The organism is Arthrobacter sp. 10N44_2 (genome assembly GCF_056394385.1).
In genome coordinates this window covers 161,812-175,752 of record NZ_JBFTHT010000003.1, presented here as the reverse complement: position 1 = coordinate 175,752, position 13,941 = coordinate 161,812, and the positions used below count along the sequence as shown (strand labels likewise).

Genomic DNA, 13,941 nt, shown 5'->3' with positions numbered 1-13,941 from the left:
TCCGCGGAGATGGCTGCTCCCGCTGTTGCGATCATCCTAGGGCCTTGCCGATGCTCTCCACGTTTCCGGTCATCCACTGCAGGTAGGACTGGCCGTCCGGGAGGGTCTCGCTGAAGTTCACGACCGGGACGCCGGCGTTCTCGGCGGCTTTTTTCACCGCCGCCGTCTGCGGTCCCTCGGTCTGGGTATTGTAGGCCAGCAGCCTTACGCCCCGGGATGCCACGAGATCGACGGTGGTCTTGAGCACGGCGGGCGGGACGTCGGCGTCCTCCTCGATCGCCGCCGTGTACTCGGCCGGGGTCTCGTTCTCCAGTCCGGCGTCCTCGAGCAGGTACAGCGGTACAGGCTCGGTGACGGCCACGGGCGCGTGGGCCGCCGAGGCCTTGATGGCGGCGAGCTTCGTTTCCAGGCCGCCGAGCGAGTCCTTGAAGGCCGCCGCGTTGCTCCGGAACGTCTGCGCCGAGGCCGGTTCCAGCGAGCCCAGCTTCTCGGCGACGGCGTCCGCGAGGCGGGACATGGCAGGCAGGCTGTACCAGACGTGTTCGTTCAGCCCCGTGGACCCGTGGGTGTGGCCGGCGGAGTCGGGGCTCGCCGCTGCCGGGCTTTCGCTGGCAGCGCTTTCGGAGACAAGGCCTGAAACATCCACGGCGCTGATGACGCTGCCGCGGTCCAGGCCGGTGTCGGTCGCCAGCGTGTCCATGAAGGCGTCGTATCCCCCGCCGTTCTCCACCACCAGCTCGGCCTTGGAGACGGCCAGCTTGTCCTGCGTGGTGGCCTCGTAGGAGTGCGGGTCCTGGCTGGTGCGGTTGATGATCGAGCTGACCCGGACCTTGCCGCCGCCGATGCTGGAGACGATGTCGCCGTACACGCTGGTGGATGCGACGACGTTGACCACACCGTCCCCCGCGGTCCCCCGCGGGCTGCCGGACGTCGGACTGCACGCGGTGAGCAGGAGGCCCAGGCCGGCAAGGCCAGCCAGCAGGACTCGGGCAGCGGGACGACGCACGGAAAACCTCGGATCTGTTATTGAGAATCAGGAGCAATAGCAACAGCCCGAGTGTATCCCTAAATAGGAATCATTCCTATTTAGGGATACACGGCGTGCCCCGCCGGTGCCCGGCCGCAGCTGGGCTGCCCGTTACTGGACCGGCTGTTACTGGGCCGCCCGTTACTGGGCCGCCCCTACTGGTCCTGGCCCAGCCTGCGGTAGCCGGTGGCCTGCGTCGCGTCCCGGATTTCGCCGACGAGCTGCTCGATCACGTCTTCGAGGAACAGCACTCCCTGAGTCAGCCCGTCGGGTCCGATCACGCGCGCCAGGTGCGAACCCGTGCGCTGCATGACGGACATGGCCTGCTCGATTTCGTCGTCCATGGCGAGGTTCGCCAGCGACCGGATGCGGCTTTCCGCAATCGGCTGGTGGTACCCGGCGTCCGGGATGGACAGCACGTCCTTGATATGGAGGTAGCCGGCCAGCATGCCGTCGTCGTCGAGCATCGGGAAGCGCGAGAACCCGGTCCGGCTCACTGCCTTTTCGAATTCGACCGGCGTGGTGGCCGCCTTGAGCATGACGAGCTTGCCCAGCGGAACCATCACACGCGACGCGGTGTGTTCGGAGAACTCGAGCGCTCCGGTGATGAGTCCGGCGTCGTCGTCCACGAGTCCGTGGCGGGTGGATTCCTGCACGATCGACTGCACTTCTTCAAGGGTGAAGGTGGAGGTCACCTCGTCCTTCGGCTCAATCCGCATCAGCTTCAGGATGTGGTTCGCGGACCAGTTAAGCGCCGCAATGACGGGCTTGACGAGCCGCCCGATGAACATCAGCGGCGGCGCCAGCAGCAGCGCAGCCTTGTCCGCGACGGACACGGAAATGTTCTTGGGCACCATTTCGCCGAATGTGACGTGCAGGAACGTCACCAACAGCAAGGCGACGGCGAAGGCCACAATGTTCGCGACCTCCTCGGGGACGCCCACCGCTTCCAGCGGCACGGCCAGGAGGTGGTGGATCGCGGGCTCGGCCACCTGCAGGATCAGCAGCGAGCAGACGGTGATGCCGAGCTGGGCGCAGGCGAGCATGAGGGAAACGTTTTCCATCGCCCGCAGGGTGGTCTGCGCGCGCTTGGAACCTGCTTCGGCCAGCGGCTCGATCTGGCTCCGGCGGGCCGACATGACGGCGAATTCCGCGGCCACGAAGAAGGCGTTGCCCACCAGGAGGAACGCAAGCCAGAGGATTCCGGCCCAGTCGCTCATGCGGCACCTGCCTGGCTGGCGGGCTGGCCCTCGCCGGACACCCGGATGGGCCGGAAACAGATCCGGTCGATCCGGCGGCCGTCCATGCGGGTCACGCTGAGTGTCCCGCCGACGACGTCGACCGTGTCGCCGACTGCCGCGATGCGGCCGAGCTGGCTCATGACGTAGCCTCCCACCGTTTCGTAGGCAGCCTCGTCGGGCACGGTCAGGCCCGGGATCTGTTCGGAGAGTTCATCGGGCCGGAGCAGGCCCGGGAAGTACCAGTCCCCCGAGGCGCTTTGGAGCAGGCCGGGCCGGACCTTGTCATGCTCATCGGCCACTTCCCCGACGATTTCCTCCACGAGGTCCTCCAGCGTGGTGATGCCGGCGGTTCCACCGTATTCATCCAGGACCACGGCCAGTTGCAGGTTGCCCTCGCGCAGTTCGGCGAGGAGAGCGTCCAGGTGGATGGTTTCGGGGACCCGGAGCACGTCGGTCATGATGGCCCCCGCCTGCAGCTTGGCGCGGCGGTCCGCGGGCACGGCAATGGCCTTCTTGATGTGGACCACGCCGCGGATGTCATCGGAGGACTCGCCGATCACGGGGAACCGGGAGTATCCGGTGCGCTTGGCGGCCTCGACGATATCCGAGACCGGCTGGTCGGCGTCGATGGTCTCCACGCGGATGCGGGGGGTCATGACGTCCGCGGCGGTCCGCCCGGAGAACTTCAGGGTTCGGGCGATGAAGTTGGCCGTTCCGGCGTCGAGGGTGCCCATGGCCGCGGAGCGGCGCACAAGCGAGGCCAGCTCGGCCGGGGTGCGGGCGCCGGAGATTTCTTCCTTGGCCTCCAGGCCGAAGACGTTGAGGACCTTGTTGGAGAAGCCGTTGAGCACCACGATGGCGGGCTTGAAGATGGCGGTGAACACCAGCTGGGGCCGGGCCACGGCCTTGCCGATCGGGAACGACAGCGCAATGGCCATGTTCTTGGGCACCAGCTCGCCGATCACCATGGAGAGCAGGGTGGCCACCGCCATTGCCAGGACCAGGGACAGCGAGGCAGCCGCCGCGGGCGGGACGCCGAGCGCGGTGAGCGGGCCTTCGAGCAGCTTGCCCACGGACGGTTCCATGACATAGCCGGTCAGCAGCGTGGTCATGGTGATGCCCAGCTGGCAGCTGGAAAGCTGGGTGGAGAGTGACTTGAGACATCTGAGCAACGGCTCGGCGGCGGTGTCGCCGGTGTCAACGGCGCGCTGCACGGTGGCCTGGTCCAGGGCGACCAGGGAAAATTCCACGGCGACAAAGAAGCCGGTGCCGAGGATGAGCAGGAGGCCTGCTGCGAGGAGTAGCCATTCCATGTCAGCGGCCTGCTTCCGCAGCAGCGCATGGCATGTGCCGCGTCAGGGGACGCAAATGCGGGAAAGCCCGGCCTGGCGGAGGATGGTCGGTGGCGGCCGACCCTGTTTCCTGGATAGCTCCGGAATGGCGTGCGGCCGGAGAGTGATGGGCGCGTGAACGGGGTTTGCCGGCTCTGCGGGTGGACTGGGCGGGAACGGTTTCCGTACTCCGCTGACAGCCCCCAGGCCGGCACCTAGATTTACTGTCCATAAGAATTTCAGTCTACAGGAGCAACCGCTGCCAGCCCCGGACCGCCCGCGTCACCGGCCGCGCCGGGTTCACCAGCTCTGCGGGACGGGCCGGCCCTCCTCGTACCCGGCCGCCGACTGGATGCCTGCCACGGCGCGTTCCCGGAAAGCGGCGAGATCGGCAGCGCCGGCGTAGCTCATGGAACTGCGCAGGCCCGCGGTGATCATGTCCAGCAGGTCCTCAACGCCGGGCCGGGCCGCATCGACGTACATGCGGGAGGTGGAGATGCCCTCCTCGAAGAGGGCCTTGCGGTCCTTTTCGAAGGCGCCCTCGCGTTGGTTGCGGTTCTGCACCGCCCGGGCGGACGCCATGCCGAAGCTCTCCTTGTACTGCCGGCCCGAGGCGTCGAGCTGCAGGTCCCCGGGGCTCTCGTGAGTACCGGCAAACCAGGAGCCGATCATGACCTGGCTGGCCCCGGCGGCCAGGGCCAGGGCGACGTCGCGCGGGTAGCGGACCCCGCCGTCGGCCCATACCCGGCCGCCGGCTTCCCGGGCCGCGGCGGAGCATTCCAGGACGGCACTGAACTGGGGGCGGCCCACGGCCGTCATCATGCGCGTGGTGCACATGGCGCCGGGGCCCACCCCGACCTTGACGATGTCCGCCCCGGCCTCGATGAGCTCACGTGTGGCGTCGCCGGTGACGACGTTGCCGGCGACGACCGGCACGCCGGGGTTGAGACCCTTCACGGCGGCGAGGGCGTCGAACATTTTCTGCTGGTGCCCGTGTGCGGTGTCGAGGACCAACACGTTGACGCCGGCCGCCAGCAATTCGGCGGCCCGCCCGGCCACGTCACCGTTGATTCCGACGGCGGCAGCGACCTTCAGCCTGCCGTCGTCGTCCAGGGACGGCCTGTAGAGCGTGGAGCGCAGGGCGCCCTTACGGGTGAGCACGCCGGCCAGGACCCCGCCCTGCTGCACCGGCGCGTAGTCGGTTCCGGCGGCGTCCATCGCTTCAAAGGCGCGGCGGAGGGCCTGCGCAGCATCGGCCGCCGACCCGCCCCCAAACAATCCACCGGCGAGCGGTCCGGCGTCGAGCACCAGCGGCTGGTGGCGGATGACGGAGGCCAGTGACGCGAAACGGTCCTGGCCCTCGCAGTCGGCGGCCCGGACAACACCGGTGACCGCGCCGGAGTCGTCCACCACCACAACGGCCCCGTGCGGCCGCTTGCCCATCAGGTGGAGGGCATCAATGACGGTGTCCGTGGGCGCGAGCGTGACGGGGGTTTCCAGGACCGGGTGGCGTCCCTTGATCCAGGCCGTGACGTCACGGATGACGTCGAGCGGGACGTCCTGCGGCAGGACTCCAAGGCCGCCGCGGCGGGCCATGGTCTCGGCCATCCGCTTCCCCGTGACCGCCGTCATGTTCGCCGCCACCAGCGGGATCGCGGAGCCGGTCCCGTCGTCGGCCGCGAGGTCGACGTCCAGGCGGGAGGTGACATCGGACCGGGAAGGGACCAGGAAGAGGTCCGAGTAGGTCAGATCGGTGGTGGGCTCATTCAGGAAACGCACTGCTGCTCCTTTGCTGGCACCCGCAGCTGGCACCGTCGGCGACAAACGGGTTCTTACTGCATTCTAGGGCGGTTTCCGGCGGGGCCGGCACCGGGGCCGGCACCCCGTCCGGCCTCGCGCAGGGCACCGCATGTGGGCCGCATCCGGGGCCGATTCTGCAACTCTTCTTCGCCGCAATTCGGCGGCTGCCGGGGCGGATCATGATTTGGGTCACGCTTATTGGCGGTTTGGCAAGAATCCTCACTAGACTGGCATGGGTCTGGGTTCACTGGACGCAGAGACTGGCTCAATCGTTGTGCCGAGGCACCGTGGAAGCCAGAGGGAATCAAACTCACGGAAGAGGCGTATTTCAAGTGCCAGAGCAGCCTAGCCACCGTCTACCAGAGGAATTTGGCGGAAACGAGTGGCTCGTTGACGAACTGTATGAGCGTTACCAGCAGGACAAGAACACGGTCGACTCCAAGTGGTGGCCCCTGTTCGAATCCTTTGAAGCTAGTGACGCCTCTCCCGCCAACGGAACGTCCGGCACCGCGACAGCTGTGCATCCTGCCACCCGTGAACTTCCCGTTGTAGCGCCCGCCGCCGCTCCGGCAGCACCTGCTCCCGCCGCCCCCGCAGCTCCCGCCGCCACGGCTGCGCCCGCACCGGCTGCGCCCGCCGCCAAGAAAGCCCCGGCCACCGTCGCCCGGGACGGCTCCAAGACTTCCGACGCCGGCCCCGGCACCGCGCCGATCCCGGCGCAGCTGCCCAAGAACCTCAAGGCCCCGACGGCTCCCGAAGAAGACGTCGTCTCGGTCCTGCGCGGCCCGGCCAAGGCGATCGCCTCGAACATGGTCACCAGCCTGGAAGTGCCGACAGCCACGAGCGTCCGCGCCATCCCGGCGAAGCTCCTGATCGACAACCGCGTGGTCATCAACTCCAACCTGGCCCGCGCCCGCGGTGGCAAGGTCTCCTTCACGCACCTGATCGGCTACGCCGTCATCCGCGCCCTGTCCCAGTTCCCGTCGATGAACGTCTACTACGACGAAATCGACGGCAAGCCGGTGGCTGTCCAGCCGGCGCACGTGAACTTCGGCATCGCGATCGACATGCCCAAGCCCGACGGCACCCGCCTGCTCATGGTCCCGAACATCAAGAAGGCGGAGACCCTCAACTTCTCCGAGTTCTGGCACACCTACGAGGACCTGATCAAGCGTGCCCGCAACGGCAAGCTGACCGCGGACGACCACTCCGGCACCACCGTGTCCCTGACCAACCCCGGCGGCATCGGCACCGTCCACTCGGTCCCGCGTCTGTCCAAGGGCCAGGCCGCCATCATCGGCGTCGGCGCACTGGACTACCCGGCCGAGTTCCAGGGTGCCAGCGAGAAGATCATCGCGCAGAACGCGATCAGCAAGGTCCTCACGCTGACCTCCACCTATGACCACCGCGTCATCCAGGGTGCCGGCAGCGGCGAGTTCCTCAAGCTCGTGCACCAGCTGCTGCTGGGCGCGCAGAACTTCTACGACGAGATCTTCGAGTCCCTGCGTATCCCCTACGAGCCCGTGCGCTGGAGCCCCGACCTGCAGGTGGACCCGGCCGACGAGATCAACAAGGTCGCCCGGATCCAGCAGCTGATCCACGCCTACCGCGTGCGCGGCCACCTCATGGCGGACACCGATCCGCTCGAGTACGTCCAGCGCAAGCACCCGGACCTCGACGTCCTGACCTACGGCCTGACCCTGTGGGACCTGGACCGCGAGTGGCCCACCGGCGGCTTCGGCGGCAGGCCGATGCTCAAGTTCCGCGACATCCTCGGCGTCCTCCGTGATGCCTACTGCCGCACCGCCGGCATCGAATACATGCACATCCAGGACCCGGCCGAGCGCAAGTGGTTCCAGGACCAGCTGGAGCACCCGTACTCGAAGCCGAGCCGCGACGAGCAGCTGCGCATCGTCTCCAAGCTCAACGCCGCCGAGGCCTTCGAGACCTTCCTGCAGACGAAGTTCGTCGGCCAGAAGCGCTTCTCGCTCGAGGGCGGCGAGTCCCTGATCCCGCTGCTGGACGCGATCATCTCCGACGCCGCCGACGACGAACTCGACGAAGTGGCGATCGGCATGGCCCACCGCGGCCGGCTCAACGTGCTGACCAACATCGCGGGCAAGACCTACGCGCAGGTCTTCCGCGAATTCGAAGGCACCCAGGACCCGCGCTCCGTGCAGGGCTCCGGTGACGTCAAGTACCACCTGGGCACCGAGGGCACCTTCACCTCGGACAACGGCAAGGAGACCAAGGTCTACCTCGCCGCGAACCCGTCCCACCTCGAGGCCGTCGATTCCGTCCTCGAAGGGATCGTCCGTGCCAAGCAGGACCGCCTGGACCAGGGCGAGGCGTTTCCCGTGCTGCCGATCATGGTGCACGGCGACGCCGCCTTCGCGGGCCAGGGCGTGGTCGCGGAAACGCTCAACCTCTCCCAGCTGCGCGGGTACCGCACCGGCGGCACCATCCACATCGTGGTCAACAACCAGGTCGGCTTCACCACCGCACCGTCGTCCTCGCGTTCCTCCACGTACTCCACGGACGTCGCCAAGATGATCCAGGCACCGGTGTTCCACGTGAACGGCGACGACCCGGAGGCCGTGGTCCGCATCGGGCAGCTTGCCTACGAGTTCCGCCAGCGTTTCCACAAGGACGTTGTCATCGACATGGTCTGCTACCGCCGTCGCGGCCACAACGAGGGCGATGACCCCTCGATGACCCAGCCGCTGATGTACAACCTGATCGAGGCCAAGCGCTCGGTCCGCAAGCTGTACACCGAATCACTGATCGGCCGCGGTGACATCACCGAGGAAGAAGCCGAGCAGCTGCTGCGGGACTACCAGGAACGCCTGGAACGCGTCTTCGCGGAAACCCACGCCGCCCAGACGTCCCCGATCCCGATCATCACGGCCGATTCGGCCGCGGTGTCGGACCTTGAACGCCCCATGGCCCAGCAGTCCGATTCCGGCGTCAGCGCGCCGGTATCCACCGCGATCTCCGCGGAGACCCTGGCCCGCATCGGCAAGGCCCACACCGATATCCCGGACGGCTTCACCGTCCACGCCAAGCTCAAGCAGCTGCTGGAGAAGCGTGAGGCGATGTCCCGTGAAGGCGGCATCGACTGGGGCTTCGGTGAACTGGCCGCGTTCGGTTCGCTCATCATGGAAGGCGTCCCCGTTCGGCTTGCCGGCCAGGACTCGCGCCGCGGCACCTTCGTGCAGCGCCACGCCGTCTTCCACGACCGCGCCAACGGCGACGAATGGCTTCCGCTGTCCCACCTCTCGGACGACCAGGCGAAGCTGTGGATCTACGATTCGCTGCTCTCCGAATACGCCGCCATGGGCTTCGAATACGGGTACTCGGTGGAACGCCCGGATGCGTTGGTGCTCTGGGAAGCGCAGTTCGGTGACTTCGTCAACGGCGCGCAGACCATCATCGATGAGTTCATCTCCTCGGCCGAGCAGAAATGGGGCCAGCGGTCCTCGCTGGTTCTCATGCTGCCGCACGGCTACGAGGGCCAGGGTCCGGACCACTCCTCCGCCCGCATCGAGCGCTTCCTGCAGATGTGCGCCGAAGAGAACATGATCGTGGCCAACCCCACGACGTCGGCCTCGCACTTCCACCTGCTGCGCCGCCAGGCGTACAGCAGGCCGCGCAAGCCGCTCATCATCTTCACGCCCAAGCAGCTGCTCCGCCTCAAGGCCGCAGCGTCCTCCGTGGAGGACTTCACCAGTGGCTCGTTCCGCCCGGTCATTCCGGAACACGCGCAGCTGCAGGCCGACGCCGTCGAACGCGTGCTGCTGGTCTCCGGGCGCCTGTACTACGATCTGCTGTCCACCCGGCAGAAGACCGAGAACAAGACCACGGCGATCGTCCGCGTCGAGCAGCTGTACCCGCTGCCGGCCGACGAGATCGCAGCGGAGCTGGCCAAGTACCCGAACGCCGAAGTGGTCTGGGCGCAGGACGAACCGGCGAACCAGGGTCCGTGGCCGTTCATCGGCCTGAACCTGCCGGACGCCCTGGACCGCCGGGTCCGCCTCATCTCCCGCCCCGCCTCGGCCTCCACCGCGGCAGGGTCGATGAAGCGTCACGCGGCAGAACAGGACGCCCTGCTCAAGCAGGCATTCGCTCGTAAATAGCGGCATTGCTGCCCGGCCGGAGACTGAAACAACAACACTCCGGCCGGGCGGTTCTGTTTAATGGACTATTAGTGGTCAGCTTGATGGACAGCGTTGAAGTGAAGAGGTAGTCGTGGAAGATCGGAAGCTGCGGATCGCAGCCGTTGGGGACGAGCTGTTGGCTGGGCTTGGTGATCCGCGCGCCTTGGGCTGGCTGGGCCGGGTCCTGGCCCGCACGCCGCAGGACAGCGTCGCCCTGGAGTGCTACTCCCTGCCATGCCCCGAAGAGGGCACCGAGGGCATTGCGGCCCGCTGGCTCGAGGAGGCGGGCCGACGATTCGGCAACCACCACGAAAACCGCCTGGTGATCGGCCTGTCAGGACGCGACATTGAGTTCGGCCTGTCCACGGCCCGCAGCCGCCTGAACCTGGCCAACATCCTGGACTCCGCCTCCCAGAACAAGATCGAGGTCTTCGTCGTGGGCCCGCCGCCCACGCTTGACCCCGCACAGAACCGCAGGCTCGGCGAGCTCAACACCGCCTTCGCCGACGTCACGACGCGCCGGAAGCACCTCTATGTCGACACGTTCTCGCCGCTGCTGAACCACGAGCAGTGGCGCCAGGACCTCGCGGCCAACGGCGGCACGCCCGGCCAGGCCGGCTATGGCCTCATGGCCTGGCTCGTGCTGCACCGCGGCTGGTTCCAGTGGCTGGGCCTGGACACCCCGGAATAGGCGGGCAAGCAGGCAACCGGCCGCGTCGGGATCCCACCTCCAGGGATGTCGCGATATATCTTGACCTGCCGGCAAGCGCGATATATCGTGACTTCATAGTCGAGATATATCGTTAGTTGCCTCAGCCCTTTCGCCTTTCCGGAGGAACCATGTCAGAGAACACGTGGACCGTGACCGGCCCGCAGACCATCGACGTCGACGGCGTCCACTCCCTCAAACTCGGGATTGTCCGCGGCCGCTTCGACATCGTCACCCATGACGAGGACGTTGCCAGGATCGAGGTCTCGGAAATCGAAGGCGACCCGCTGTCGGTTTCGATCGTCAACGGCCGCCTGGAAGTCCGCCACCAACTGCACGGCCCGCAGGGCTGGTTCAAGAACCTGATGAGCACCGTCAACAACGGCAGCAGCAACTCGGTGGTCATCAGCATCGCTCTGCCGGCCGGCGTCGAGGTCGAGGCCGGGACGGTGAGCGGCGACGGCATGGTTTCCGGGCTCAGCGGCCACACCCGGCTCAACACCGTCTCGGGATCCGTGCTGGCCGACGGCACCGCCGGGAACCTGTCCGTCAACACGGTCAGCGGCGAGGTGATTGCCCGCAACCACCGCGGAGTGCTGACCGCCAAGAGCGTTTCCGGCGAAGTGACGGCCTCGGGCGAATTCAGCAACATCCGGGCGAACACCGTCAGCGGCGACCTGAGCTTCGACCTGCACGGCTTCACCCATGACTTTGGCGCCAATTCGGTCTCCGGCGACGTCACCATCCGGCTGCCGCACGACGTCGGGGTGGACATCGTGGCCAAGTCCGCCAGCGGCGCGGTGGTCATCGATGACACGAGGTACGCCCAGCCCGGCGGCACGGTGCAGACCATCGCGGGTCCGGACGCCAAGCTGATGCTGGTCCGGACCAACTCGGTCTCGGGAAAGACATCGCTCTTCCACGGCCAGCCCAGCCCGGACACCGAAACGGCCCTCTGATGCCTCCCGTCTTCGCCCACGGGGCGCTGCGGCTGTACCTGCTCGCCCTGCTTGAATCGGGCCCCAAGCACGGCTACGAGCTGATCAAGGCGCTCAGCGAGCGTTTCGGCGGCACGTACTCCCCCAGCGCCGGAACCATCTACCCGCGCCTGGGCAAGCTTGAAGAGGAAGGGCTCGTCGCCACCCGCACGGAAGGCCGCCGCACCAACTACAGCATCACTCCGGCCGGCCTCACGGAACTGAACCGCCGGCGGGACGAACTCGCCGGCGTCGAGAACGACATCTCGGCGTCGGTCCGCCGGCTCGCCGACAACCTGCGCCAGGACATCCGCGTCAACATGCGCGGCCTCCGGGCCGACCTTGCGGCCACGGCCGAGGCGGCCCGGACCTCGGCCCGCGCCGCCGGTTCTGCCGGCGGGACGGGCACTGCCGGCGCCGCGGGAAGCCCGTGGTACTCCCCGGAGGGCGAACGGCGGCTGAAGGAAGCGGAAATGCTGGTGCAGGCGTTCCGCGACGACATGCGGGTGGAACTGCGGCGTCATGCCGGGAGCCGTCCGGTCACCGCCGTCACGCTCGAAACGGTCAGGACCGTGCTGGACCAGGCCCGGATCTCGATCCGAAATTCGTTGGAGGGCTGAGGCCGGGACCGACCGGCCGCGGCGCGTAGCACGGGCCTCCGGTTCGCGGCGGGTGCCGCGATGTGGGAGACTTGAGGGCAGCTCTTTTGAGTACCAAGATTAAGGAGGCCAGCTATGAGCAAACGTGCACGTAAACGTCGTGACCGTAAGCGTGGCGGCGCGAACCACGGTAAGCGCCCCAACGCCTAAGCAAAGCTTGGAATGACAGCTTTAGACGAATGACCCCGGAATCCTCACGGATTCCGGGGTCATTCGTTTATGTCGGCTCAGGCTTCCACAGTCCGGATCGAGTGAATCCGGTCCAGGATGGAGTTCTTGAGGTTTTCCGGAGCTGCTTCGGTACACGAACGCTTGACCATCACGCGGATGACACATTCGAGGTCGTACTGCTCCAGGCACTCCGGGCAACTGTCCAGGTGGTCCTTGATCTCTGCGATGTCTGCACGCGTGAGCGCACCATCCAGATATTCATAGATACGTTGCATCCGGGCGTCATCGCAATCGCCCAGTCCCTGGCAGTCGCTCATTTCCTGTTCTCCTGTTTGTTGCTGTCGGCCGCGGCGCTTGACTCGGTGGCGGCCCTGAATCCTCGTTCGGCGGCATAGTCCCCCAGCATGTCCCGCAGCATCTTCCGGCCGCGGTGCAGCCGCGACATGACGGTCCCGATGGGGGTGTTCATGATGTCCGAAATTTCCTTGTACGCGAAACCCTCGACGTCGGCGAAGTACACGGCCAGCCGGAATTCCTCCGGAATCGACTGGAGGGCGCGCTTCACATCCGAGTCGGGCAGGTGGTCAAGGGCCTCAGCCTCCGCCGAGCGCAGTCCCGAGGACGTATGCGACTCGGCGCGGGCCAGCTGCCAGTCCTCAATGGTGTCCGAATTCGACTGCAGCGGCTCGCGCTGACGCTTCCGGTACAGGTTGATGTACGTGTTGGTGAGGATGCGGTACAGCCAGGCCTTCAGATTAGTTCCGGGCTTGTACTGGTGGAACGCGGAAAACGCCTTCGTATACGCCTCCTGGACCAGGTCCTCGGCGTCGGAGGGGTTCCGGGCCATCCTCATGGCCGCCGAATACAGCTGGTCCACGTACTGCATGGCGTCACGCTCAAAGCGCGCCCGGCGCTCTTCCGCGGACTCGGTGGAGACATCAAGGGGCTTCCCGTCCACCTCGGTCTCCAAAGCGGCGGGCGTGCCGGCATCAGGTGTCTTGGTGGGCGTGGCGTCGTTTCCGGCAACCTCGTGCATGGCCGCAACGGCCGGGTCCATGGTGCTCATTGCGTTCAAGTCTACTGTCACCTTCCGCCGGGCACCCGGAACCGCCGGAAGCGCGAGGGTCCATGATTGACCGGAACCGGCTTCCGGTTCCGCCCTGTCTTTGACCAGAGTCAAATCTCCGCCTTCGTTAGCCTGCTGGGATCTGCCTTTCACAACCACGTCCTGCGGGCAAATATTCCGCAAAAGTGCAAGACTAGAACCGGTTCTCCCGCAGTGAAGCCGCTGTTCGTCCATCCAGGAGGAAATTCATGTCGTTTGTCCGCTTTCTCGCCCGGCCCATGCTCGCCTCCAGTTTCGTCCTCGCCGGCATGGACAAGCTCAAGAACGCGGATGACACTGCGGCCCAGCTGTCCCCCCTGTTGCGCCGTGCGGCCGACGCCTTGCCGTTCCAGCCAAATGAAAAAGTCGTGGCACGCGTGATCGGCGGCACCCAGATCGGTGCCGGCGTCTGCTTCGCCCTCGGCAAGTCCGCCCGGCTGGCGGCCACCCTGCTCGCCGTCATTTCGCTCCTGAACGGCTACGTCGAATGGCGCAGCGCGGACATCTCCTCGAAGGAAGCCCGCGACGCCCGCCGCAAACAGCTCCTGAAAAACGTCTCCCTCACCGGCGGCGTGCTCCTCGCCGCGGTCGATACCGCCGGCAAGCCCAGCCTGGCCTGGCGCGCCGGGCACCTGGCCGCCGATGCCAAGAAGAGCGCCGGACACCTCGCCGCCGATGCCCGCAAGACCACCAACAAGCAGCTGAAGAAGGCCGACAAAGTCGTCCGCAAGGCCGTAGACCACTCTGCCGGGGCCTAAGACGGT

The 13,941-nt window shown here is 66.8% G+C and carries 12 protein-coding genes; 6 read left to right on the top strand and 6 right to left on the bottom strand.

The genetic code is table 11. The features are described from left to right. Nucleotides 1–31: 31 nt before the first annotated feature. From AC1DBX_RS05310 to AC1DBX_RS05295, 4 genes are all read right to left on the bottom strand, one after another. Nucleotides 32–1,006, bottom strand: coding sequence for a metal ABC transporter solute-binding protein, Zn/Mn family (locus AC1DBX_RS05310; RefSeq protein ID WP_476931227.1), 975 nt, complete (start codon nt 1,004–1,006; stop codon nt 32–34). Nucleotides 1,007–1,182: 176 nt separating this feature from the next. Next, on the bottom strand, nt 1,183–2,247 hold the full coding sequence (locus AC1DBX_RS05305; RefSeq protein WP_028277499.1) for a hemolysin family protein: 1,065 nt from the start codon (nt 2,245–2,247) through the stop codon (nt 1,183–1,185). After that, nucleotides 2,244–3,581 carry a hemolysin family protein gene (locus AC1DBX_RS05300; RefSeq protein WP_476856718.1) on the bottom strand — a complete coding sequence of 446 codons (1,338 nt, stop codon included), beginning with the start codon at nt 3,579–3,581 and terminating at the stop codon, nt 2,244–2,246. Before AC1DBX_RS05300 ends, AC1DBX_RS05305 begins: the two co-directional genes overlap by 4 nt. A 318-nt stretch (nt 3,582–3,899) precedes the next feature. After that, nucleotides 3,900–5,378, bottom strand: coding sequence for a GuaB1 family IMP dehydrogenase-related protein (locus tag AC1DBX_RS05295; RefSeq protein WP_476931226.1), 1,479 nt, complete (start codon nt 5,376–5,378; stop codon nt 3,900–3,902). Nucleotides 5,379–5,731: 353 nt separating this feature from the next. Between AC1DBX_RS05295 and AC1DBX_RS05290 the strand changes: the two genes are divergently transcribed. The 5 genes from AC1DBX_RS05290 to AC1DBX_RS05270 all read left to right on the top strand — a co-directional run bounded on the left by AC1DBX_RS05290 (nt 5,732) and on the right by AC1DBX_RS05270 (nt 12,051). Then, nucleotides 5,732–9,535, top strand: coding sequence for a multifunctional oxoglutarate decarboxylase/oxoglutarate dehydrogenase thiamine pyrophosphate-binding subunit/dihydrolipoyllysine-residue succinyltransferase subunit (locus AC1DBX_RS05290; protein WP_476931225.1), 3,804 nt, complete (start codon nt 5,732–5,734; stop codon nt 9,533–9,535). Between the two features lie 112 nt (nt 9,536–9,647). Continuing rightward, nucleotides 9,648–10,247, top strand: coding sequence for a GDSL-type esterase/lipase family protein (locus AC1DBX_RS05285; protein WP_079553040.1), 600 nt, complete (start codon nt 9,648–9,650; stop codon nt 10,245–10,247). A gap of 149 nt (nt 10,248–10,396) precedes the next feature. Beyond that, a complete protein-coding gene (locus tag AC1DBX_RS05280; RefSeq protein ID WP_230011482.1) occupies nt 10,397–11,224 on the top strand; it encodes a DUF4097 family beta strand repeat-containing protein in 828 nt (275 codons plus the stop codon). After that, complete coding sequence (locus AC1DBX_RS05275; RefSeq protein ID WP_476848820.1) at nt 11,224–11,862, top strand: PadR family transcriptional regulator; 639 nt, start codon at nt 11,224–11,226, stop codon at nt 11,860–11,862. The genes AC1DBX_RS05280 and AC1DBX_RS05275 overlap by 1 nt, the downstream gene beginning before the upstream one ends. 114 nt (nt 11,863–11,976) lie before the next feature. After that, nucleotides 11,977–12,051 carry a 50S ribosomal protein bL37 gene (locus AC1DBX_RS05270; RefSeq protein WP_104061284.1) on the top strand — a complete coding sequence of 25 codons (75 nt, stop codon included), beginning with the start codon at nt 11,977–11,979 and terminating at the stop codon, nt 12,049–12,051. Between the two features lie 77 nt (nt 12,052–12,128). Here AC1DBX_RS05270 and rsrA read toward each other — a convergent pair whose 3' ends face one another. Together rsrA and AC1DBX_RS05260 are read right to left on the bottom strand one after the other, a co-directional pair. Then, nucleotides 12,129–12,389, bottom strand: a complete 261-nt coding sequence (gene rsrA, locus AC1DBX_RS05265; RefSeq protein ID WP_018775287.1) for a mycothiol system anti-sigma-R factor — start codon at nt 12,387–12,389, stop codon at nt 12,129–12,131. Further along, complete coding sequence (locus AC1DBX_RS05260; protein WP_476871299.1) at nt 12,386–13,138, bottom strand: sigma-70 family RNA polymerase sigma factor; 753 nt, start codon at nt 13,136–13,138, stop codon at nt 12,386–12,388. The genes rsrA and AC1DBX_RS05260 overlap by 4 nt, the downstream gene beginning before the upstream one ends. A gap of 248 nt (nt 13,139–13,386) precedes the next feature. On the opposite strand from AC1DBX_RS05260, the gene AC1DBX_RS05255 reads away from it, so the two are divergent. Continuing rightward, nucleotides 13,387–13,935: a DoxX family protein gene (locus tag AC1DBX_RS05255; RefSeq protein WP_028277492.1), complete on the top strand. Its 549-nt coding sequence runs from the start codon at nt 13,387–13,389 to the stop codon at nt 13,933–13,935. The last annotated feature ends 6 nt before the right edge of the window (nt 13,936–13,941 follow it).